The 23,595-nt window shown below is 62.0% G+C and carries 19 protein-coding genes; all 19 read right to left on the bottom strand.

Annotation, left to right across the window (positions count from 1 at the left end; all coding sequences use genetic code 11):
- Positions 1–47: 47 nt before the first annotated feature.
- Positions 48–1,529 (bottom strand): lipopolysaccharide biosynthesis protein, encoded by a 1,482-nt coding sequence (locus DEO45_RS09285; protein WP_223250831.1) that lies wholly within the window; start codon positions 1,527–1,529, stop codon positions 48–50.
- On the bottom strand, positions 1,526–2,227 hold the full coding sequence (locus DEO45_RS09280) for a class I SAM-dependent methyltransferase (RefSeq protein ID WP_223250830.1): 702 nt from the start codon (positions 2,225–2,227) through the stop codon (positions 1,526–1,528). Before DEO45_RS09280 ends, DEO45_RS09285 begins: the two co-directional genes overlap by 4 nt.
- A gap of 66 nt (positions 2,228–2,293) precedes the next feature.
- Positions 2,294–3,562 carry a hypothetical protein gene (locus DEO45_RS09275; RefSeq protein WP_114342836.1) on the bottom strand — a complete coding sequence of 423 codons (1,269 nt, stop codon included), beginning with the start codon at positions 3,560–3,562 and terminating at the stop codon, positions 2,294–2,296.
- A gap of 4 nt (positions 3,563–3,566) precedes the next feature.
- The gene (locus DEO45_RS09270; RefSeq protein WP_114342834.1) at positions 3,567–4,886 is read right to left on the bottom strand and encodes a putative O-glycosylation ligase, exosortase A system-associated; all 1,320 of its coding nucleotides are present in this window, start codon (positions 4,884–4,886) and stop codon (positions 3,567–3,569) included.
- Between the two features lie 4 nt (positions 4,887–4,890).
- Positions 4,891–6,006 carry a beta-L-arabinofuranosidase domain-containing protein gene (locus DEO45_RS09265; protein WP_114342832.1) on the bottom strand — a complete coding sequence of 372 codons (1,116 nt, stop codon included), beginning with the start codon at positions 6,004–6,006 and terminating at the stop codon, positions 4,891–4,893.
- A complete protein-coding gene (locus DEO45_RS09260) occupies positions 6,003–7,208 on the bottom strand; it encodes an FAD-dependent oxidoreductase (RefSeq protein ID WP_114342938.1) in 1,206 nt (401 codons plus the stop codon). Before DEO45_RS09260 ends, DEO45_RS09265 begins: the two co-directional genes overlap by 4 nt.
- The gene (locus DEO45_RS09255; protein WP_189339709.1) at positions 7,205–8,437 is read right to left on the bottom strand and encodes a TIGR04063 family PEP-CTERM/XrtA system glycosyltransferase; all 1,233 of its coding nucleotides are present in this window, start codon (positions 8,435–8,437) and stop codon (positions 7,205–7,207) included. Before DEO45_RS09255 ends, DEO45_RS09260 begins: the two co-directional genes overlap by 4 nt.
- Positions 8,438–8,499: 62 nt before the next feature.
- Complete coding sequence (locus DEO45_RS09250; protein ID WP_114342828.1) at positions 8,500–9,825, bottom strand: glycosyltransferase family 4 protein; 1,326 nt, start codon at positions 9,823–9,825, stop codon at positions 8,500–8,502.
- Between the two features lie 34 nt (positions 9,826–9,859).
- Positions 9,860–11,809 (bottom strand): XrtA/PEP-CTERM system amidotransferase, encoded by a 1,950-nt coding sequence (locus DEO45_RS09245; RefSeq protein ID WP_114342825.1) that lies wholly within the window; start codon positions 11,807–11,809, stop codon positions 9,860–9,862.
- Position 11,810: 1 nt separating this feature from the next.
- A complete protein-coding gene (locus DEO45_RS09240; protein ID WP_114342823.1) occupies positions 11,811–13,001 on the bottom strand; it encodes a TIGR03088 family PEP-CTERM/XrtA system glycosyltransferase in 1,191 nt (396 codons plus the stop codon).
- Positions 12,998–14,572: an exosortase A gene (gene xrtA / locus DEO45_RS09235; RefSeq protein WP_114342821.1), complete on the bottom strand. Its 1,575-nt coding sequence runs from the start codon at positions 14,570–14,572 to the stop codon at positions 12,998–13,000. Before xrtA ends, DEO45_RS09240 begins: the two co-directional genes overlap by 4 nt.
- A complete protein-coding gene (locus DEO45_RS09230) occupies positions 14,563–15,813 on the bottom strand; it encodes a TIGR03087 family PEP-CTERM/XrtA system glycosyltransferase (protein WP_114342819.1) in 1,251 nt (416 codons plus the stop codon). The genes xrtA and DEO45_RS09230 overlap by 10 nt, the downstream gene beginning before the upstream one ends.
- A 3-nt stretch (positions 15,814–15,816) precedes the next feature.
- Complete coding sequence (locus DEO45_RS09225; RefSeq protein ID WP_114342817.1) at positions 15,817–16,878, bottom strand: FemAB family XrtA/PEP-CTERM system-associated protein; 1,062 nt, start codon at positions 16,876–16,878, stop codon at positions 15,817–15,819.
- A 13-nt stretch (positions 16,879–16,891) separates the two neighbouring features.
- A complete protein-coding gene (locus DEO45_RS09220; RefSeq protein ID WP_114342815.1) occupies positions 16,892–17,803 on the bottom strand; it encodes an XrtA system polysaccharide deacetylase in 912 nt (303 codons plus the stop codon).
- Positions 17,800–18,855, bottom strand: a complete 1,056-nt coding sequence (locus DEO45_RS09215; RefSeq protein ID WP_114342813.1) for an AAA family ATPase — start codon at positions 18,853–18,855, stop codon at positions 17,800–17,802. Before DEO45_RS09215 ends, DEO45_RS09220 begins: the two co-directional genes overlap by 4 nt.
- Before the next feature lie 7 nt (positions 18,856–18,862).
- Complete coding sequence (locus tag DEO45_RS09210) at positions 18,863–20,413, bottom strand: TIGR03016 family PEP-CTERM system-associated outer membrane protein (protein WP_114342810.1); 1,551 nt, start codon at positions 20,411–20,413, stop codon at positions 18,863–18,865.
- On the bottom strand, positions 20,414–21,322 hold the full coding sequence (locus DEO45_RS09205; protein ID WP_114342808.1) for a P-loop NTPase: 909 nt from the start codon (positions 21,320–21,322) through the stop codon (positions 20,414–20,416). It lies immediately after the preceding gene.
- Positions 21,319–22,917, bottom strand: coding sequence for an XrtA system polysaccharide chain length determinant (locus tag DEO45_RS09200; RefSeq protein ID WP_114342806.1), 1,599 nt, complete (start codon positions 22,915–22,917; stop codon positions 21,319–21,321). Before DEO45_RS09200 ends, DEO45_RS09205 begins: the two co-directional genes overlap by 4 nt.
- Positions 22,918–22,967: 50 nt before the next feature.
- Positions 22,968–23,594 carry an XrtA/PEP-CTERM system exopolysaccharide export protein gene (locus DEO45_RS09195; RefSeq protein WP_223250829.1) on the bottom strand — a complete coding sequence of 209 codons (627 nt, stop codon included), beginning with the start codon at positions 23,592–23,594 and terminating at the stop codon, positions 22,968–22,970.
- Between the last annotated feature and the right edge of the window lies 1 nt (position 23,595).

Genomic DNA, 23,595 nt, shown 5'->3' with positions numbered 1-23,595 from the left:
GCGAACTGCGTGTTGAGTACTTCTGGTATGTCGAGCCCTGACATGGCCTAGCCGAACAGGACACGGTTGCATCTTGGAAAACGCGATGCGGCGCGCCGGAATTCCTCCAGAAACGGATGCCGAACGATTCTTGCGCCGACCAGCCAGCCTGCGCAGCCCGCGGCCACGGCACCGCAAAGGGCGGGAATCATGTGTTGCTGGATCAGGCCGGGCCAGGATGCCACCACGGCTGGCCCGATGCAGGTGGTCATCGTCACCGCCATGCTCGGAATCAGCGCTCTCGCGCATTTGCCCATGGATAGCGGTTCGTAGCTGCGCAGCCGCCGGTAATAGAGAACTGTGGCAACGACATATACCAGCACCTGCACCGCTGCGACGGCTGCGACGCTGTAGAAGGCCGCCACGATCGTTACGCCAATCCGCACCAACTGGTATTTCACTTCGATGAGCGTCACCGCGCCCACGTGGCCCAATGCCACCAGAAACTGGTTGCATTGGTACGTCAAGGTACCCACGATGGCAGCCGCACACAGCCAGCGCATCAGCGGCACCGCCGCATCCCATTGGCTACCGAACAGGACGCGGATGAGCGGGAATGCCAGCAGTATGCCGGCGGCGAAGAACGGCCAACTGATTCCGGTGAGATAGACGAGCGACCTCAGGAAAAGCTGCGGGGCGGCGCCGGTTTCGCGATGCTCGCGCGCAAACGCCGGGAACGCGACGCCGTTGATGGCGCCCACGAAGGTGCTGCCGTACATGTTGACGATGCCGTAGCCGCGCGAATAAAGGCCGGCAGCAGCCATGCCCAACATGCGACCAATCACGAGATTCGCGGACTGATCGCCCACCTGCCGTGCAATGTCGGCGATGGTCCGGTTGGATCCGAAACCCAGTACGCGCCTCCAGTGCAGCAGGCTGAGACCCGTGACTCGGTACTGCCAACCCCACACGGCACAACCGGCCACCATCACCACGATGCCGACCACCGAAGACCAGGCCATGCTCATGTAGCTGAAACCGGCGTACGCCAACCCGACCGTGGTGCAACTGCGTATGACGTTCTCGCTCAGGCGGATCCTGAGCAGCTTCCCAAACTCGAGCTCGCGCTTCATCAGCGTCTGGCTTATGGCGCCAAACGGCAGCAGCACGAACACGATACTGACCACCTGCAGCACGTCGGACACGCCGGAATTGCCGTAAAACCTGCCGGCGGCTCCGCTGAACGCGAACAACGCGAGACCCAGCGACCATGCAATCAACAGGTTGATCGTAAAGACGGTCCGGATCTTTTGATTGTCGAGCTTCTCCTCCTGGATCAGGAATTCGCTGACCCCAAAGTCGCGCAGCATCTGGATCAGTGCCACCAGTCCTGCCGCAATGGAATAAATGCCGATCTCCGCAGGTGTCAGCAGGTGGCTGACGATGACGACCCCACCGAAAGTAAATACCAGACTTATAAAGGTCTGGATGAAAGACAGCGACAGCGCCTTGCGTACACTGTACTTGGGCCTCCCGCCATTTGTTGTCACGATACAGCCGCTGCCGTTTGCGGCTTCGCCTGTGCCGGTGCCGGAGCCGGCGCGATCCGCTCCGCAACGATATAGATTGCCTCGCTGACCAGCGAGACCAGGCGGTAACGCTGCATCTCGCGCAAGCCCGATTGCTGCAGCAGAACCTTGATCTCGGCGTTGCTGACGGGGTGGTTCGCTGATGCCTGATTGCCCAACCAGTGCTTCACGCGCCGCCGGAACCGCTGGTAGCTTGAATCGAGGCTGTGGTTGATGACCACGATCGAGCGGCTCAGCTTGGCGACTCCCGTTAGGAATTCGATCTGTTGATCGAGCGGAAAATGCATCAGGACCCTGGCGCACAGTGCAGCGTCATACAGCGGTTCGCTCGGCCGCGATGCCTTGACGTCCACGACCTCGCAGGCGAAGCGATCCGGGAAACGGAGCAAGCGCTGCCTTGCCATTTCCAGCATTTCGTCGGAAATGTCCAGACCATGCACCCGGTACCCGGCGGCCAGTAGCGGTTCGGCCAGCCTTCCGGTCCCGCATGGCGCGTCGGCGATGATGCAGCCCTTGGGCAGGCTGGCAAAGCATTTGGTGATGGCGCGTTTTTCCAGATGATTGAATACCCGTCCTGGAATACTCGCAAACCGCTTGCGGTCGTACTCGCTTGCAACCTTGCGGCTCTTGTAATGCTCGTCAGGATTCCAGTTCATCATTTTGCGCCTCAAGAGATTTCGCGGATTGATGGTGGTTTCAAGTTTGAGACGGTATTGCTGATTACCTCAACCAGACTCACGAATGGCGTGTCCCGTCGCAGCGGCAACGCCATCCAGCATGCCTGCAAGCCGCGCCGCCCCCGCGCTTCTTGCGTAACCAGCCACGGTTGCAACGGCCGCCACGGGCGCCTGGCCGTCACGAAGCGCACGGATAAATGCCGGCAGCCGGGTGGCGATCGCGTCAACGTCATCGATCGGCACCAGCTCTGCACTGCCCATGCTGCGAAGTACCGCAGCCGTGTCTCCGTGTTCGCCCACCAGCGCGAAGATCGGCCGCCCCATGCGCAGGTACTCGTATAATTTCGCGGGGATCTGGCGGTCGAAGCGATCCCCCTGGAACAACAACAGTGCGTCAGCCCGGGCCTGTTCCTCGAGTGCTTCCCGATTGGAAAACGGGGGCGCCAGCGTCACCATCTCCCCGAGTTCCAGTCGCTCGATTTCGCGCGCATACGTTGCTTCCGACCCACTGGCTCGCAACACCACGCGGAGATCGGCAGCACCCAGCGTACCGGCGGCCTGCAGGCGGGCAAGTGCCGCAAGGAACGGGGCTGGATTGCGGCCATCCGCATACAACAGGCCGCTGTGCACCAACACCAGGGGTCGCCCCGCCTTCGACGGTGGATCGGGAAGCCCTGCGAACGCGACTTCATCGTAACCGTTTTCGATTACTGCAAGGCGGCCCTCGGCGTGCGCTGCGGGATAGCGCCCTGCATAGGTGCGCAGGGCTCCGGGCGTGGTGAACACGACACGCGTTGCATCCTGCAAAACACGCTGTTCCCATCGCTGCTGTGAGGCAACAGAGTACGGGTTTGCGGCTTCAACCGAGCTGGCTACCGGGTCCCGAAAATCCGCAATCCACGGCAGCCCGGTGATGCCGCTCAAGGTCCGCGCAATGCAATGAGCGGTCATGATCGGATAGGTGGACCAGATTGCGCGCACCCGATGGCGACGGATGATGCGCAGCCCCTGCCCCACTGCTGCCGGCCACCAGGAAGCCCAGCGATCGGGCTGTGCCAGAAACCCCGGGTATCTGCCGCCAATACCGAAATGGCGCCGGGCGTCGAACGCCAACGCGCGCTGCACCACACAGCCTTGTGGAATGGCGTCAACGGTGATCGGTGCGGTGCGCGGGTAGGCCAGTGCCTGCGCCGACAACACGATGGGATCCCAGCCAGACGCCGGCAGATAGCGCGCAAAACCCAGCGTGCGCAGATTCCCACTACCCATCGCAGCCGGTGGGAAGTGAAAGGCAATCATCAGGACGGCACGTCCCATGTCATCAGTCCTGGATCGCGTTGGGTAGTTTCCGGGCATGCTCGGCCCACCCTTTCGGTGTTCGCACTTTGAGCGATTGACTGTCCTGGACCTGTTGCGCGCAGAAAGCCGCCAACACCGCGGAAAGCGCCATCAGTTGGTAACTCAAGTCGAAGTAACTCATCGGCAGGAACGCGCCGGCTGCCATGAAAGCCACCAGGGAGACTTGCAGCATGGAAGCCATATCAAAAGCCCATCGCATGTCAGGCATATCGCGGGTGCGTTTTCGCACCCGACTACAGTTTCTCCAACTCACGAACAGCAAGGCCAGAAATATGGCCAGCCCCGGAAAAGCCTGTTCCCCCAGAACCCGGAAATAGATGCTGTGTACCGCCCGCGGGATCGCGTCCTCCGGACCGTAGCGTTCCCACATCGAAGTGCTTTCATATACGTTGAAGCCGCCGCCAAGCAAAGGGTGATGGATGGCAACGTTGGCCGAGAATAGCCATGACTGTATGCGCGACTCGCCCGAGCTGGTCTCCCTGGCCTGCTGCAGGGTTCCCATGCGGGCCGTCCATTCGGGTGGCATGAAATGGTAGGCGACGGCGCCCACCGCGATGACGACCAAAACAACGGCCAGCCGGCGACGACTCTTCAAGAACAGGGCACCGGCGACGACGGCCAAACCGATCAGGCCACCGCGCGAATACGTTCCCAGTATCGCAACACCGGTAAGCAGCATGCCCAAGGCCAAGCCGAGGCGAACGAATTTCCACGAAGAATGCAGCTGCAAATAACGCATGAACGGCAGCGTCATGCACAGGGCGAGTGCCAGGGCATTGTTGTCGGCAATGAAACTGTTGGGAGGTCCAAGCACATGATTGACCCCACCTCTGAGTATCGTGAACAGCCCTCCCTTGACACCATAAAAGCCCAGTGAAACCACCATCATCCATACGAGCCAATGCATGCGCTCGCGGTTGTTGACCAGGATCAAGGTGACAAACACCATAACCAGAACCTTGGCGAACTCCTGCCACGTCGCCCATGCCGAATCCGGCACCACTGCCTGCAATGTGGTCAGTCCCGTCCAAAACAGGAACACCACCAGAAGCACGCTGATCGTCGACCATGGAATCCTCTTGCTTTCCCTGCTGAACAGCCAGCTTGCGAGCGTGGCGATGGCAATCAATTGCACCCATGGGAAGCTGACGGCAAAGCCGTAGCACAGGCGATGCGGGTTCATGTAGCCGAGCCAGGACCATACGAGCAGCCCCACATAGGGACGCATCAGAATCCAGGGAAGCATTCCGAAGATGAGCAGGGCGAGGGCGATATCGCGCATGGCGCTAGCCCGCGTCCAGTTGCAGCATGAGCGCATCCATGAAGAATTTGGCCGCCCAGTTGGGATAGCGGTTCTTCATGTAACCACCTGATCGCGGGTGCGAACCCGGCATGCCACCGCGCACTGCCCCATCGGCGGACGTCACGTCCTGGATCGACAGGCTGAAGCGATTGGCGCGTTCCGCCACCGGTTTCCAGGAGTTATCGCCGGTTGCCGTCACCAGGCGTTGCCAGATGATGGCCATTTGCGCATTGCCGGTCACACAGGTCCACCGGCTCGCTGCCTGCCACGAAGAATCCAGCCGGCCGGGCAAAGCCCCGTCGCGACGCTGGGTTTGCGCTACGGCTCGCGCTACGCGCGCGGCCGTATCCACGAAGGTGCTGTTGCCAGCCATCAAACCGACTTCCAGGATGCCGCGCGTGGCATACGCGATGGTGTGCGTAAGCGGCCGATCGTTGTCTTCCAGATCGTTGTTCTCCAACCACCCATTGGGACGCATCTGGACAAGTGCCCACTGCACATTGCGCACAGCTGCATCCAGATAGCGCGGCTCTTGCAAGGCGCGACTGGCCTTGGCCAGCGCGAAGGCCACACGCGTGTTGTAGGTATTCACGGCATGGGTGGAAAACGGCGAACCGAAGCGCCGCCACGCACCATCTGGATCCTGCGCGGCCACCAGCCAATCGGCCGCTCGCACCGCCGAGTCACGGAAACGCATGTCCTGCGTTAGTTGCCAGGCGGACAGCCAGCCAAACACTACCTGTCCGGTGTTGAAGACGGTCGGCACGATCTGCGTTGCGTCCATCGTGCCGGCGCGAACGCCGCCGTCCGGAAGCTGGAGGTCGGACTCCCACGCTGCCATACGCAGCGCCCGTTCGCGATATTCACTTCTGCCGGAGAAATCCGCATAGCGCAGGAAAGTCGGAATGATGTAGCCGGTGGTTTCCGGGTAGGCACCAGCCCACTGCCCTTTCGCCGCATCGTAATAGGCGCTGACACCGCCGCAGCCGGTGGCGTCCTGGGCGCGCGCCAGCCATTCGGCGGCTGCATGCAATCCACGGCGTGCATCCGCTGGGGGGCGCGCCCATCGTCCAGGCAGGAGTCTGGCTACCATGCTCATGATTTGCTCCGGACCACCGGCGATCCCGGCATCATCTTCGAAGTTCGGCTGTGCAGAGCACGCCGGACGTGCTGCAGGCGTTGCAGCAGACACGGCATGGGATCGTGCCACCGGCACAGGGCATCGGCCACGCGGCCACCGTGCGGATAACCTTGCGTGAGCCGCTGGTCCTGGGCGGCTGCGGACTGCATGTCCTCGGAGCGTACCCGCCATACGGCTGGCCGCATGGTTGCGGTGGGAACCGGAAACGGCAGACCCAGCTCGGAACACCAGGCCGCATAAGGCAGATTGACCCCATTCAAGGTCGCGACTTCTTCCTGGTAATCGGTACGACCGATCGTCGGCTCCACCATTCGGAATTCGCCGCTACGCATGTCGCGCTTGTATTCCATGCTGGCCAAGCCGATCACGCCCACGGCCTGAAAGAATCGCGTGGTCATGGCGGAAAGTTCCGCATGGACTTCCGGTGCAGCCACGCAACTGGCCGTACCGCCCACCTGCGGCGGCCAGGAGCGGATTTTGCGACCGGTGAATGACCCCACAACCTGTCCCTGCCGGTCGAGGCATTGCAGACAAAAATAAATACTGGAGTCCGGGCCCTCGATCCACTCCTGCACCACCACGTCCGCCATCACCGGCAGGATGCGGCGGACCAGCTCAATAGCTTCCGCGGCGTTCTCCACGCGGTAAGCCTTCTTGAACTGTCGGCTGTATTCCGCATTCCGTTCGCCGGGTTTGATCACCACCGGATAATGCAGGTTCTCGAGCGCAGGCAGATCCGCGCGCGTGCGAACATGCACCAGCGATGGAATGGGACTGCCGAGTTGTTCGGCCCGGCGCTGAAACCCCTGTTTGTGCAGCAAGGCATCCACGACGTCGCTGGACGGCAGGCTGAACCGGTACAGCGCGGACAGCCTATCGCGCTGCTGTGAGACGGCCTTGACGCTTTCCTCCTGGGTCAGGAGCAACACCGGGCGTATACCGGAAAACTGCGCCGCACCCAGACGAACAAGTTCCTCGACCAGCGTTTCACCATGCAGTGCACGCACCTGCAGGGGCCTCGCCATACGAGTGTGCATTTCCGGACGGCGCGCGTCGGCATCCAACAGCCATACCGACACCCGCGCGCGCGCCAGGCTGCGCGCCACGCCCAGGCCGTTGACTCCGGCACCCAGCACCACCGCAGGCGTGGCAATGGTCATGCGCCCTCCCACCGGCTGCACCGGTGACGGCCGAGTGCATCGGCATAGACAGCACGATAGCGGGCCACGCTCGCCGTCCACGTGCGTTCGCGCTCGACGAATTTCCGCCCCTCGGCTATCGCCTCGCTCCAGGTCGCGGGGGTTTTCAGCAACCGGATCAGACACTGCGCGAGTGCCTCGACCGATCCGGCGGGAAAAAGATGGCCATTGCGGCCGTCGCGGATGAGCTCCCGGTGGCCGCCCACATTCGAAGCCACCACCAGCTTGCCCATGGCCATCGCCTCGAGCGGTTTCAGCGGTGTCACCAATTCCGTCAGGCGCCGCGAAACCCGTGGATAGACCATGACATCCATTGCGCTGTAATAGCGGTTCATTTCATTGTGCGGCACGCGCCCTGCGAAATGCACGGCGCCCTCCAGGCCAAGCCGGGAAGCCAGTGCTCGCAGCTCGGCTTCCTGCGGCCCGCCACCCAGCAATAGAAGGCGCGCCTGCGGTACCTCGCTGAGCACCAACGGCATCGCGCGGAGCAAGGCGTCGAGCCCTTCATAGGCGTAGAACGAGCCAGCGAACCCCAGCGTGTGTCCGGGCGTCAGTCCATATTTCCGCAACAACTCCGTATCCGCCGTGTCGGTGAAACGAAACAGGGACAGATCCACGGCGTTGGGAATCACGGTGATCTTGTCGGCTGGAATGCCGCGCTTCAACATGTCGCTGCGCAAGCCGTCACAGATCGTGGTCACGGCGTCTGCCTGCTGCAGGGCACGCGATTCCATGGCGCGCGTCAAGCGATACCTGGCGCCCCACTCGCGCGCCGTTCCCTGGTCGACTGCCGCGTCTTCCCAGAATGCCCGAACCTCATACACCACCGGAATGCGGGCGGCCCGGCCAACTGCGAGTGCGGGGAACGCGTTCAGCACCGGCGAGTGCGCGTGGATGATGTCGGGCTGCACATTGGCCACCACTTCGGCAAGCCTGGTCTGCAGCGCCTTCATCAAATAGCGATATTGGAACAGCGGCAGCTTCGCCGCGAGTCCGGACGCCGGCGGCGTCCGGTGGAAAATCCAGTCGTCGACATGTTCCTCACGCTGCCGGCCGCTGCCCTGCTTGGGGCCGGTCAGTTGCATCGTTTCCCAGCCAAGCGCCCGCTGCTGGTCCAGGATGGCGAGTGTCCGAAACGTATAGCCGCTATGCAGGGGCAGCGAATGATCGAGCACATGCAGGATGCGCAACGGTCGGTCGGCAGCTAGCGTGCGGGAACCGTCGGGCAGTCGCGTGACACTCGGCATTCCGTTCATGGCACGGACCCCATCCCTGCCCCTGCAGCACGAGCGGACTGCACGCGTGCATAGAGCGCGCACTGTGCCCCGATCACCGACTGCCACCCCAGGCGCCCGGCGAATTTCCGCGTCGCAGCGCGGTCCGGCTTGCCCTCCTGCAACGTGGTCCACGCGCGTACCAGGGCCTCCGGACTGCGCTCGCGCATCAGCGCTCCTGCCTCGGGAGCGGTGATCAGTTCCGGTACGCCCCCGACCGGGGTGGCAACCACCGGTGTGCCGCAAGCCATGGCCTCCAGCACGACGTTGGGCATGCCCTCGCGGCTTGATGCGAGCACCAGGGCGTCCGCAGCGTTGTAGTAGCTGCATAGCTCGGCCTGGGAAACCGCGCCGAGGAAGCGCACGCGCGCGACCAGGCCGAGCCTTTCCACCAGTCGGCGCAACTTGTGCTCTTCCGGTCCGGTGCCGGCGATCAACAGTGTGGTATCCGGCACCCGCGCAAGCGCCTCGACGGCGATGTCCACGCCCTTCAATTCGACCAGATTACCCACCGTCAACCAGACGGGGCCCTGCAGACCCAGCCCGGCGCGTATCGCAGTGCGGTCGCGGGGTCCGAAGCGCTCCAGATCCACCCCGTTGCGCAAGACCGTAATCTTCCCGGGATTCACGCCCAGCGCCGCCAATGTGTCCTTCAGTGCCTGCGAAACGGTCACGATGGCAGCCGCGCTCTCCGCAGCCCGCTGGATTTGTCGTCTGCAGCGGCCGTAGCGCGGTATCCATGTGACATCGGTACCACGGGCGGTGACCACCACAGGTCTGCCCAAGGCTGCGCCCAGGCGTGCAGCAGCCACGCCATCGGGATAAAAGTAGTGTGCATCGATCAGATCGAAGTCGGTGCCTGCGGTTCGCAGTTTCCGCAGCACCGGCAGCAGTGCGCGATACATGAGGAACGGCGCGATGTTCATGCCCAGCTTGGGTATCACCGGATAGCGTGGATGCAAAATCCTGATGCTGTAACGCTCTTCGGCCTCGGGCACGGCGGCAAACGTGGAATAGCCGCCGAACATGGGGCTTCGGAACGGAAACCATGGCACCGGCGCTACCACAGTCGCGGCAACCCGCCCCGAATCCACGAGGTGGCGCAACCTCTCCTCGACGAACAAGCCATGGCGCGGCTGCGCGGCATTCGGATACAGACTGGTGAAGACCAGCAGACGGATCCTTTTTTCGCCACCTGCCGCAATGCATCTCTCGGCCTCAATGCCATGCGGCAACGCCTCGAACGGCTTTGTCGCTGTCGGCATAACCTGGCCAGCAGCAATGTGGACCGACACCGTGGTCATGGTATGGCCTCCGGCAGCAGCAGGATGCAGTAAATCATGACGGCATTCCGGCGGCCAGGACCGCGGCCGCCGGAATGCCGGGGGCGGCGGCAGCTGGCTCTTGCACGTGCCGCAGGAAGGCATCGAGCATCAGCAGGCTCCACAGTGTTGCGCTGTGATCGTAGCGGCCGGCTGCATGCTCGCGCACCAGCCGATCAAGCATGGACGGCTCGAAATATCCGCACTCGGCAACTGCGCCAGTGAGCAATGCCTCGCGAGCGCGCTTCGCGAGCGGCCCCCGCAACCATGCCGACATGGGCACACTGAAACCCATCTTGGTCCGATAGAGCACGTCGCGGGGCAAATCGGGCTCGAGCGCTTTCTTGAGGATGTACTTGCCGGTGCTTCCCCTGAGCTTCAACGTTGGCGGCAAAGTGGATGCCCATTCGACCAGGCGATGATCGAGCAGAGGCACGCGGACTTCGAGGCTGTGCGCCATGCTGGCGCGATCCACCTTGGTCAGGATGTCGCCAGGCAGCCAGGTCTTGAGGTCCAGGTATTGCGCCAGCAGCAGCGGATCATCAGTGGGCGCATGGTTCGCGTGGGAACGAAACACCGAGAGCGCGCTGTAACCCTGGAGTTCGCGCTTGAAGCGCGCACTGTAGAGTCGCTGGCGCATCGCCGCCGACGTGGTGCTGACGCTGTGGAAATAGGCTTCAACATTGTCGCGGGCAAGGGCTTGCAGCGTGGTCCTGGCACGCAGTGGGCGCGGTGCCCAGTCGGCCTTGGGATAGATGCTCCCCAATAATCCGAACACCGGCTTGCGCAACGACTGCGGCAAGCGCGCGCGCAAGCCGCTTTCCCACGCATGCAGGCGGTAACGGCGGTAGCCCGCAAAATTTTCGTCGCCACCATCGCCGGACAGCGCGACCGTCACCTGGGTCCGCGCCAACTCGCACACGCGGTAAGTGGGGAGCGCCGAGCTGTCGGAGAACGGTTCATCGTAAACCGCCGCCAGCGTGTCGAGGAGCGTGCAATCGTCAGCGTCGACTCGCTGCTCGTAGTGTTGCGTATGCAGGTGCCGGGCAACCTGCCGCGCATAGACGGTTTCGTCGAAACCGCCATGCCCGAAACCGATCGAGCAGGTGCGCACGGGTTGCGCCGACACCCGGCTCATGCTCGCCACCACGGCGCTGGAATCCACGCCACCGGACAGGAATGCCCCAAGCGGCACGTCGGCGATCATCTGGCTCGCCACCGCTTCGTCCAGCAGCATCCGCAGTTTTGCGGACGCCTCGCCTTCGGCCAGTTGGGTGTCAAGTTTGAATGGGACATCCCAGTACTGTCGGGCGGTCGGCGCGGACTCGCCGGCACGCCAGGTCAGCCAATGGCCTGGTGGCAGCTTGGAAATCCCGCGATAGATGCTTTTTGGATCCGGCACGTAGCCGAGCGCCAGGTAGTCCTCCAGCGCCTGCGGATCGAGCTGGCGCTCCACGCCTGGATGTGCCAGCAACCCCTTGAGCTCGGAAGCAAACACCAGGTCGCCGGAGCTTGTGAAGCCGTAGTAGAGCGGCTTGATGCCGAGCTGGTCGCGAACCAGAAAGACGCGCCGCGCACGCATGTCCCACACGGCGAACGCAAACATGCCGACCAGGCGCGGCAAACACGCTTCACCCCATTGCTGCCAGGCCCGCAACAGGACCTCGGTGTCGCTGTCGCTGGTGAACAAGATCCCCAGTGCTTCAAGTTCGGCCCTGAGCGACCCGAAGTTGTACAGCTCACCGTTGTAGATCAGCGCCAGGCCGGCTTTGTCATCCACCATGGGTTGCTGGCCGTGGGCCAGGTCGATGATGGACAGGCGGCGGTGGCCCAGCCCGACCCCTTCGCCTGCATAGATACCCGCCTCGTCTGGCCCGCGATGACGCTGCACATCCCGCATGGCCAGCAGAATCCGTTCATCCAGGTAGCCATGATGAGAGGAAACGATTCCGGCCAGACCGCACATCTCAGTTCTCCTTGCGCTCAGCCAGGCCGGACAATGCGCGTGCCGGCGCGGCACTCGCCAGTGCGCCCAGCAGCCCGTCGTACAATGTTGCATACGCGGTCGCCATGGCATTCAAGCTGAATTGCGCGGCGACGCGGGCGCATCCCGCAGCGCCATGTTGACGACGCAGCGTTGCGTCTTCGACATAGGCGCGCAGCGCTTCAGCCATGGCAGGCGGATCGCCCGCCAGCACCAGCGTACCGGTCACACCGGCCTCCACCACCAGGGCCACGCCCCCGACGTCGGTTGCAACCACCGGAAGTCCGGCGGCCATCGCTTCCAGCAACGTGACGGGCATGCCTTCGGCGATGGACGACAAGGCGAACACATCGCACTCTGCCAGCAGCTCCGCCACATCATCGCGGTTGCCGAGCAGGCGCACCGTCTCCACCAGGCCGAGCTGAACGATCTGCCGTTCCAGCACCTCCCGTTGTGGCCCCTCACCGACAATGATCAAGCGGCAATCGGCATGTCCTGCCTTTTCACGAAGGAACTTGAACGCCAGGAGCAAACCGGCTTGATCCTTTACCTTGTCGAGACGTGCAATATTGCCGACAACCACGGTGCCCGGAGGCGCGAAACCGCCCAGTTGCCGGCGTGGCTCCGACGCCACGCGTGGCACACTGAACATCGCGGCATCAACTCCATTGGCGATATACGCCACCTTGGATCGTCGAATGCCCGCGCGTTCCGTGAGCCACTTTTGCAAGTCGGGAGAAACCGCAACGTACCGATCGATGAATGGTGCCATCCAACGTCGCAGCCGGAGGTATCTGGGGTTCTCGCCTTCCGGATCTGTCGCATCGCGTCCGTGTTCGGCGTGGACCAGGCGGCTCACGCCGGCCATTTTCACGATCGGTGCGAAATCCAGGGTGCCGATGTTGTAAGTCTGTACCAGGTCCGGATTCAACGCTCGCAAGGCGCGCCAGAGTCGCAAGTAGCACGGCCAGTCCTTGCCCGGTTTCTTCTCAAGCGACACGCACGCCGTAACGGTATTTTCTATCTCTCCTCTCAGAACCCCAAAACCGCTCAGCGCAATCACGGCGTGCCGGTAGCGATCACAGGTCGCGTTGATCAGCGATACGACGATGCGCTCCATGCCACCGGTATCCAGCCGGTAGAGCACGTGCACGATCAGCGGTTTGTCGTTCACGGCTCGTCCCCGGGAGTGAGGTGTTCCCTCTGGACGCGTCGTTCCGCGACGCCTGGCACCGGAAGTGCTTGCGCGAACGCACGCAAATTCGCCCGCGCCTGATCGACACCGGCGTAGCCAACCGGCGCTGACAAAGCCCACACCGACGATTGCGACACATCTCCGCGCAGCACCTCCCACGCCTGCAGCAACTTGGTGAGCATCTTTGAGCGGGTACAGCGGCGATCCACGCAATACCAGTACCACACGAGGCGCGACCCCGCCGCACCACTCAGCCGCAATTCTCCCGCGGCCAGGCTTCGGCCATCGGTGAGCCGGAGCTGTTGGCTGGCGCTGCTCAGAATTTGCGCCTGCGCCGGGTCGTACAGCTTGTTCTCGTAGGTAATCAACGTATGCCCGCGGCGCGGCGCGCCGGTGTAGATGGCATGAAACAGCTCGACCACTTCACCGCTGGCGTTTGATCGATAAAACGCCTTTACCCGCCCCGCGGCGCTGTTGAATGCAGGTCGCCATTCGTCTGCCGCAGTCTGCGGGCCGCGCCAACCTGCGACAGTGGGTGCGGTCAAGTGCAAGTCATCTGCCGGCGCTGGTGATGAAACTCCGGCGGCCATTACGGGGCCGGCAATCAACAACGCGATCACCACTGGCCAGACCACCATGCGCGCGCCAGTGGGCATGGTGTTATTTGCCGGGGGCGGCACGCCCGCCACGAGAGGGTCGCGGAAAAACCACCCGCTCAGCAGCAACAGCACCAGCACCGTGCCGAAGAACTGCCAGCCGAAAATCACGTGATCCAGGCCGGTAGCGTACTTCAGCCCCCAGGTGTCACCGATCAGTATGGTGAAATACACCCGCAGACCGTTCGCAATGATCGGCACCACGGCTGCCAGCACCACGAACAGCAACCGCTTGCGCCAGCGCTGGTACATCAGGTACGCAAACAGACAGCCGAGGGCGCTGCAGGCGATGAAGAACTTCACGCCGCTGCATGCATCCGCCACCATCCACACCGCCGAGGCCGTGAGGATCTCCCGACCGTTGAGCAGCACCGGGGTGCCGGTCAATTCCAGCGCGCGCACCGCGAAATGCGCAGTGATGTCCTGCAACGGGCCTACCAGTCCATCGCCCCAGGGAACCGCAAATATCACCAGATAGCCGAGTGGGAACGCCAGCACCCACAGCGCGCGCCAGCCCCAGCACGCCATCACCAGCGCAGGAAACAGGGACACCAGCGCGAAATGCTGCACCAGATTGACATCGAGCAGCTGGCCGGCATACCAGACAAACACCAACGCGGCCACCGCAGCCGCGCCCCAAACGCTCGGCGCGGGTGGGCGCGCCCGCAGCCGTTGGCGCAGGCAAAATGCTACCCAAACACTCAACGGGAAAATCAGAAAAGCGTACTGATAGTTTCCGTCGTGATCCCAGACCCACACCAGCGACTGCACCGTCTGCCAGTAGCAGACCAGCAACACGACCACTCCGACACCGAACGCGGCTGCCGCAACGGTCCAGCCGGAAGCGTCCGTGGAAACATCGGCGTTGGCGTCCAATACCCCATTCACGAACATGCTCCCAACCCGGCAGTGCCCACAGCACGGATGGAGGCTGCGCCGGGCTGCGCATTACCCAGCACACGTTCATAGGTGTCGAGATTGCGCTTCCAGCCGTAGCGCGACAGAACCATCGCGCGGGCCGCCGGTGCGCGTGCGAGTTGCGGCGTGTCCAGCCAATGCACGGCTTCGGCCGCCATGACCTCCGGCGAATCGCTGATGCAGCCTTGGCGACCCGCGAAATCCTCGATGCCCTCCCAGGCCTCCGGTGTTGCCAGCAGCACCTTTTCCATGGCCAGCGCTTCCAGCACCTTGTTCTGAATGCCTCGGGCAATACGCAACGGTGCAGCCACGGCATGGGCGTGCGCCAGATATGGCCGCACGTCTTCCACGCGCCCCATGACTGTAATGCCCGCGAGCTGACCCAGCGCCCGAACCGCCGCTGTCGGCCTGCTTCCCACGATGTAAAAGCGTGCATCCCGGCACTGGGCGTAAATTCGCGGCCACACTTCGCGCGCGAACCATTGCGCGGCATGCACGTTGGCGCGGTAATCCATCGCACCTACAAACACTACTGCCCGTTCCCCTGGCTGATAGGGATTGGCACAGGCGCGTTGCGGATCCCAATATTCGCAGTCCACGCCATTGGGGATGCCGTGTACCTTTCCGGCTGTCGCCGGCACCTGCTGTCGAAAGAACGCCGCCTCAGCTTCCGAGACGAGCACACTGGCGTCGAATTGTGCAGCAACCGTGCGCTCGAAGTCCGCCAGTCGACGCGCTTCCCGCCGGTAGATCATGCGTGTCAGGCCATGATGGGCCTGTGCATACTGGCGCCATTTGTCGGAGTCCACATCCACGAAATCCATGACTCGCCGCAGTTGCGGCTGAGCCATGACGAACGGCGCCACGCCGGACGAATAGCACAAGGCCAGGTCCAGCTTGCGTTCGGCCAGGAGTCCTTCGATCCAGCGCCGCATTACACGGTCGCGGTACACCCCTACGGTGAGTGCTTCGCCCCGCATCAACGACGCCAGCGCCCGCCAGCGCACAGACCAGCGCGGCAAGGGTCGAACGCAGACCTCGGCGCACAAGGTCTCGACCGACTCAAGGTACTGCCAGTCAGCTGGATCGTCCACGAACGCGCCGAGATATACGCGATAGTGCTCCGCGAGCCGCCGCAACACGTGGTACGAACGGATCTTGTCGCCCTTGCTGGGAGGCCAGGGGAGACGATGGCAGAGGAATAGTACCGAGCGCATGCGCTAACCGAGATTCCGCGCAAGCCATGGCCCCAGCGCGCAACTGACCGGCAGCGGCAGATGCTGCCAGGCCTTGATGAACAGGCTGTACTTGTCGTTGGCAGGGCTGATGTTGGGAACCGTCCTGGCGCGTACCAGGTGATAGGCATAGTGCAGCGGCCGGGGCTCGAAGCCCCAGTGTTTCTTGAAGTGATACGAGCCGCTGTCCTGCTTGCTGCGACCGAAATCGAAAAGCCGTGCGCCGCGCTCCGACGCGCGCTGCATCACCGACCAGTACATGAAATCGTTGGCCGCCAGATCGCGGCCGCGCGCCACGCTGCCACCGTAATACGGATGCACTTCATCGCGGAAATAGAAGCTCATGACGGCGGCCACCGGCTGCCCTTCCTGGGTGACCACAGTAATCTCGCAATCCTCGCCGAACATCCGCTGCAGCCGCATGTAATAGTTGCGTGGCAACACGGGCGTACCCAGATTGCGCACACTCTCGGCGTACACCCGGTAAAACTCGGCAATGCCGCCCCCGTGGTGCGCCTGCAGACCCGCGGCTATGCCTTTGCGAACCATGGCGCGCTGCTTGCGCGGGATCGCCTTCAAATTCCTGTCATGGTCCGGATCAATCGCCTTGCGGAAGCTGACGTACAGATCCTTGACCGGCCAGGTCCTGTGGCGCAACTCGCGATCACGCAATTCGAGATAATCCACATGCAACTCGTCGGCGAGAGTGGTCGCAGCCTGCGCGAGCTGCGATGCACTGTCCGGGTCGCTCGCTACCACGCCGCCATATACGCAAAATGGCGTCGAAATCAGTGCGTGGCCGAACAGCCGGCTGCGTATTTCCGCGAGCGGCAGAATCCCGGTGATGACTCCATTCCGCTGCGCGTACAAATAGTGACAGCGGTGGCCGAGCCCCTGCTCGATGATGCCGCGCCAGGCCGCGCGGTGAAAAAACGTGGCCTGCGGCGCGTCCCTGGCAAAGACGTCCCAGCGATCCTCGTCATCACTTCCCAGGCGCTTGATGGCGCAAGTATCGGCACAACGACCGCCATCCGCTTGGTCCAGCATGTCCTGTTTCCCCTCAGTTCACACGGAGTTCGGCGGCCTGCAACGCCACCACCGGATAGTCGGCATAGGCATCGACGGAAAACACACGGTCCATGCGATCGAACCGGAAATCGCGCATCAATCGATCGAGCCGGGGCGCCGTGCGCGTCAGGTTCAGGGAGTGCCGCAGCCGGTTCTTGAGCGTCACACCGGGTACCCGTGGCTGCTGCGGATCTATTTCCCATGGATGGAAATAGAACACGCCCGAGGATTGTTCTCCCCGGTTGACGCGACGCAGGCCGCGCCTGAACAGCGCATAGGGCAGCAGACGGAAATAACCGCCACCACCGCAAGGCCAGTTGCGTCCCCATCGGCGCACGGTGGTCACCGGTATTTCGAGCAGGCCGAAACGTTCGGTGAAAAACGCAAAGCGCGGCGCCCCCGGCATGCCATACAAGTCATGGTGAATCGGCACGATGCTGGAACTGTAGCGGTACCCGGCTTCGCGCAATTCCTCATGGGCCCAAAGTGTTCCGGGGCCGATGGAATAACTGGGTGCCCGGTAGCCGACCACCGCGGTGCCGGTCAAATCCTCCAGCAGGCATTTGGTGCGGGTAATGCCGTCGCGGAACTCGCTGCGGCTCAGATTGGTCAGGCGCTCGTGGCCAAAACCGTGGCTTGCGATTTCATGGCCACCAGCGCTGATATCGCGCACCAATACGGGGAAGCGTTCTGCCACCCAGCCAAGCACGAAAAAGGTCGCATGCACGCCGTGGCCAGCGAAAAGCTCCAGTACGCGCCGGGTATTGTCCTCCACGCGGATCGGCCAGCGCGGCCAATCCTCGCGTCGGATGCACTTTTCGAAGGCCGCAACCTGGAAATAGTCCTCGACGTCGACTGTCATGGCGTTGACGAGGGGCTCAGGTGGCGGTGGCAGCTTGTTCATTTGCGTTTCCGCCTGGAACGTCCACGACGGATATTGGCGACCACCGCGTCGTTGGTTGCGGATGTTGGCGACGACCTGGACTTCAGCAGCTCCCTGAGTTGGATGTTTTCGTGCATCAGCTGCAACATGGTGTTGTTGCGTTGCTTGATGTCCAGCACCGCAAGCTCGGCTTCCCGCTCGGGGGGCGATGGATCCAGGCCCTGAGGGAATGCAGGCGCTTCCAGCGTCTGCGGTACGTCGGCCATCTCCTCATGAATTTCGTCGAGCACGACGGTCAGCGCTGCCTGGTTCAGGTCGTGCATCTCCTCCAGATATCCGTGCAAAAGCAATCGGTCCATGATGAGATTGACCTTCCGCGGGATACCGCAGCTGGCCAGGTATACCCCCGCAAAAATTCCCGGTGCCAGTTCCGGATCGTTGTTCCAGCCGACTGCGCGCAAGCGATGCAGGATATATTCGCGGCTTTCCTCAACCCCCATCGGCTCGAGCTTGTGCGAGGCAATGATGCGCTGACGCAACTGTTCCATGCGATTGGTGACGATGGTCCGCTGCAGTTCGGCCTGACCGATGAGAAAAACCTGCAACAGCGCGTGGCCGTTGACCTCGAAATTCGTCAATATGCGCAGCATCTCCAGCGCCGCCGAGGTAAGTGTTTGCGCCTCGTCCACCACCAGCAGCGCGTGCGAATGGCGATCACGCAACGCCATCAGATGGCGTTTTACATCCTGCAGCAAGGACTCCTTGCCGCGCCCCTCGTAAGGCAGGGCAAACGCTGAAGCCACGGCCGGCAATATGTCCTCACCGTCGAGATTGGCGGAGGCGATACTGGCCATGGCAATGTTGTGATGTGCGAGTTCTTCGAACAGCTTCTTGATGAGCAACGTCTTGCCCGTGCCAACTGCCCCGGTAATCATCACGAAGCCCTCGCCCTGCTCGAGCCCGTAGAGCAGGTAAGACATGGCACGCCGGTGACCCTTGCTGGGAAACAGCATTGCTGGGTCCGGGGTCAGCTGAAAAGGCTTGCCGCGAAGTTTGTAAAACGCCTGATACATGTCGACCTCAGAACAAATGGGTCCATTGCACGAAGAGCACGTTCACCCGATAACCGTGTGCTTCCGGCGCGCCGGACTGCACGTTGCGCGAGTCGCGGCGCAGCCGAAGACTACCGAAGTTGTTCGGACTCACCTGGTGAACGAGAGTCAGCTGCGCATAATGATTGTGGTTTATCTGGCCGTCCTGAAATTTATACCGCTGCCAACCGAGTGTCGTGGTAAGCGTGGTGGATGCGCCAATATCGAACAGCCAGTCGAGATTCGCATTAGCCACTCTCTCGTCGCGGTTATCCAGGAGGAAATAGGTACGGCGCTCATCGTATAGGGCCATGCGCAGACTGCCTCTCGGCATGGTGTAGCTTGCCGAGGCTGCAGCGCGCTTCATCAGATAAGTCCGGAGGTTCCTGAGCGATGGAAGGTAGTAAATCCCGCCGGGAACGGTAATCGCTCCGGGGTTTTGTTCCAGTAATTGCTGGTTGAGGTCGGTTGGCTGTTCCACATAACTCATCGTGGTTGTCAGCAACGCCGCTGTGCGCGTCCATGAAAACTGGTAACTGCGCCCGTAGAACCGGTGTCCGACCAGAAACTTGAAATCATCCCGGATATCCGACCAATCGAATCCGACGTCCCAGAATACGGCGCCAAGCTTCCGGGACGTGCCGTCCGACAGGAACCGGTTTTCCTTGCCGGCATCGGCCAGCAACTTGGTATCGTTGCTGATTTGCCACGCGGCTCCCAGCTTGGCTACGGCATACTCGGTACTTCGACCGTAGTCTGGCGTGAAACGCTGATCGGAATATCCCAGATTCCAGCCCCAGGTTTGGTATTCAGGACTCACCAGGCCGAACTGCAACGCGTTGCTCGTGTTATCGGGAATCCCATTCAACAGAGCACCATTCTGTCCCGGGATGCCATGGTGGTTGTAGACCACTCGTCCCAGGGTGTAACGCAGCGTCATCGTGCCGACGTTGTCAAAGTCCTGGATCCAGTACGGGCTGAGCGTGCCTCTGGCGACGTTGGCGAGGTTGTTGTTCAGGAAAAACGTGCCAGACCCGGCCGGCAGTTCATTGTTGATGACCTCGCGTCCGTACAATGCGGTACCGTCGAGGAAAAAGTGCTGCGGAAGAATGACGAATGTCCCGCCAGCCCTGAGATCGTGAGCCAACTGATCGGAGCGCGATTGTCCTGCGTATAGATAACCCGTCATGGTGTAATCAAGTACGCCGGAAAACCGGGGGCTATCCCATGCCCCCTTGAAGAACGGCTGGATCTCGGTAATCCAGCCCGTTTGTTTTGGTTTGGCCGAGGCCGCAAGCCTCAGGTTGTCGGTGTAGAGCTCACCGAGGGTGACACCCAAGACTGTCCCTGGAGAGTCGATACTCGGCTGCGGGATGACGCCGACGCCGACTGACTCATCCTCGGCGCCTGTGGCTTGTTCATCCGGGGCCGAACTCAGCGAATTGCGCGCACGGACATTCACGCTCTGGGCGGCGACACCGGTCAGCCAGCCACCCAGGACGATCGACGACAAGACAGCGGACGTCGACAGCGCGCGCATTCAGGCTTCCCCGTTGAGGACCCGGAGATAATGACCATGGGGGCGACTGTAGTAATTCGCGCGCGCAGGCAGGCTGCTCATGTTGAGAACCAGGCCAACATATTGGAAGTCATCCAGGCTTTGCAGCGCTGAATTGACCGCCTGCCGATGAGTTCGGCCTGCGGCCACCACCATGACAACCTGACCCATGTGGGAAGCCAGCACCTGGGACTCCGAGGTTGCCAGTAGCGGCGAAGAGTCAAACACCATCAGACGTCGCCGATCACGGCCGCCAAATTCGTCGAGCACGTACTCCATGCGGCGGCTGCGGAACAATTCTGCGGCAAGCGGATGACGTTTCCCTGCCGGTACCACCAGCAGGTTCGGCACATCGGTACGTACGATGACTTCGGCGGGAGCGCGCTGTTCGTCAGCCAGCACATCCATCAGACCGGGCTGCTCGCCGAGACCGAGAATGCGCGTGATGTCGGATTTCGGTATATCGCCGTCAACCAGCAGTACCTCGAAATCCGTCTCGCGCGCCAAACTCAGGGCGAGATTCATTGCGACAAAGCTTTTGCCCTCGCCCGCCTCCGCGCTGGCCACCATGATGCGCCTTCCACGGGCAGGTGTTTCGGCACCTTTTCCAATCGCATTGTCCAGCAACGTCCGCTTGATAAGGCGCAGTTCGTCCGCAAGCCGCGCGCCCGCCGCGTCGTCGGCGGGGAGTATGCCCGTGCGCTTGAGCACAGCTGGCTCCACGTGCCACAGCGGCGCGGATTCAACCGGCTGATCCACCACGCGCGTCCGCTCCTGGAAACGCTCGACCGTGGATGCCATGTGTAGTGGCGCTGTTTCCACCGGTGGCGGTACTGCCAGCTCCGTCGGCAAGTTCTTGAGTTTTTCGACAGCTTTCTCAACGATGCTCATGCGACACCCCTCATAAGGAAATGCTGCATCAGACGGGTCATGTGCCCGTCAAAGGCAAACCCCAGCACCAGCATCATCAGCAGCAGACAGGCCCCGGCCCAGAACCCCATCGTGCTTCGGCGCAGTTCCTGGCAACGCCCCCGCGAGACAATCAAACTGACGGTGCCCAGCAGCGGGTAATCACCGGAAGCCTGCAAATCCCAGAGACTCACAAATACCGGCGTTATCTTGTGCAGGAGATATGCGTATCCGCTGCCGATGGCTATGGCCAGACCGAACACCAGGAGCAACAGCAGGCTGCGATGCGGGCTCTCCGGTAGCAACGGAACGATGGGCGGGTTGACCACGCGGAATTTCAGATTGTTGCCACTTTGCGCTGCGTCCTGGGACAGCTGGGCCGTGTTCGAACGCTCCAGCAATTGGTCATATTGTTTCTTGGTGACATCGTAGTTGCGCGTCAATTGCTGCAACGTGGCTTGCACATCGGCGATCTTGTCCCCCTGGTCCTTGAGTTCGGCGATCTGCCGTTTCTGCAGGCCGATCTGCATCGCCAACGTCTGGATGCTCACCTGTGCGGTGTACATGGATTCCTGCATTCCCTGATAAACCGGATTGTCGGAGGCCATGCTCATCATCGAGCTGCTCGCGACATTTTTTTTCAGGGCTGCGCGCCGCTCCTGAAGCTGCGCGATCATGCGTCGTGTGGCCGTCACATCGGGATACGCATCGGTGTAACTCAGGAGCAGCGTGTTGAGCTGCTGCTGATAAGCTGCAATCTGCTTGTCCACTTCCTGGGTGCGCGGATCGATTCCCGAGGAGGCAGCAGATCCGGCCGCCATCGCACGCATTTGCTGCTGGATGGTCGCGCGGCCGGCGACGGCCGTATCGTACTGGGCTTGCAATGTCTGCAACTTCGCCTCAGCGGCCTGCAGGCGCATGAAATAACTGCTGCCGCCCTGGCTGGGAATGTAGCCAACATTGGCTTTCTGGAAATCCGCGAGTTTCTTCTCCGCCTCGGTCAGCCGCTTGCCGTAGTCCTGGACCTGTTGCTCCAGAAAATTTTGCGCCGTCGTGGCTGAGGCGGTATTCGCGCCCACGGTATCGTTCATCAGGATCTGCAGAAACGCCTGCACCACCGCCTGCGCCATTTGCCGGTCGGAGTCGGCGTAGCTGATGTTGTAGAGGTTCTTCGTGTTGGCGTCCTTGATCTGGACGGCGGCGCCGAGGCTCAGCAACAGCGCGTCCTTGTCCGCCGGGGTGGTCGCGCGCAGAGCCAAACCGGTTTTGTCCGCCACGGCCTCGAGATTGGGGCGCGAGAGCATGGTATGGGTGATGACCTGCAGTCGCTCACGGACGTCAGGCTGCATTGCGACCCCGTTCAACAGCGGATTCGTCAACGCATCGGTGTCGGCATATACCTGCGCGTCGGCTTCATACTTGTTTGGGAGGCTGAAAACCAGCAGCGCCCCCAGGATCATCACGCACCACGCGACAATCAGCGCATGCCAGCGATAGCGCCATGCGGCGCGAGCCTCCAGCAGTGCGTACTGGAACAACTCATGCAAATCAAATGACTGAAATGACTGGGTCTGCATTTGTTTCTTTCCCAATGTCGTTGGCGGCGCCGAATACCTGGCTCGCGGCGTCAGAACAATGACTGGGGAATAATCAGAACGTCCCCAGGACGCATGACTACGTTGTATTTGATCGCGCCATTCATGAGCTCACCCAGCCGCACCGGTATGGTCTGGTCGCTGCCTTCGGGCAGATGACGGATGATCTTGGCGTTGTTGCCAGCGGCAAATTTGGTGAGGCCGCCGACGTCGATCATCACGTCGAGAATGGTCATTCCGCTGCGATAAGGCACAGCCATGGGAGTCACCGCTTGACCGACTACGCGCACCTGTTGGCTGTAAGCGCCCACGAACCCCTTGACGATCACGGTTACCAGCGGAGAACGGATGTAGCGGCTCAAGTCCTTTTCCAGATCGCCGGCCAGTTCCTCCGGAGTCTTGCCGGCAGCCACGATGGACTGCACCAGCGGGATCGAGACACGTCCATCCGGACGCACCGGCACGGTAGTGGTCAGCGTGGGGTTGTCGCGCACGAAGATTTCCAGCGAATCACCCGGCCCGATGATGTAATGCTCCAGCGGTTGCGGGTTCGTCGCGGCCAAAGAGTCGACAGTCGGTGCGGTGCTGCAACCGCCAACCAGCACCAAACCAGCCACCATCATCAGCCAGAAAATGCAGTCTTGCGGTAGTCGTTTCACT

This window comes from Rhodanobacter denitrificans, from assembly GCF_003335105.1.
Lineage (GTDB): Bacteria > Pseudomonadota > Gammaproteobacteria > Xanthomonadales > Rhodanobacteraceae > Rhodanobacter > Rhodanobacter denitrificans_A.
The sequence above is the reverse complement of the archived record's forward strand: the minus strand, read 5'-3'. Positions and strand labels throughout refer to the sequence as shown.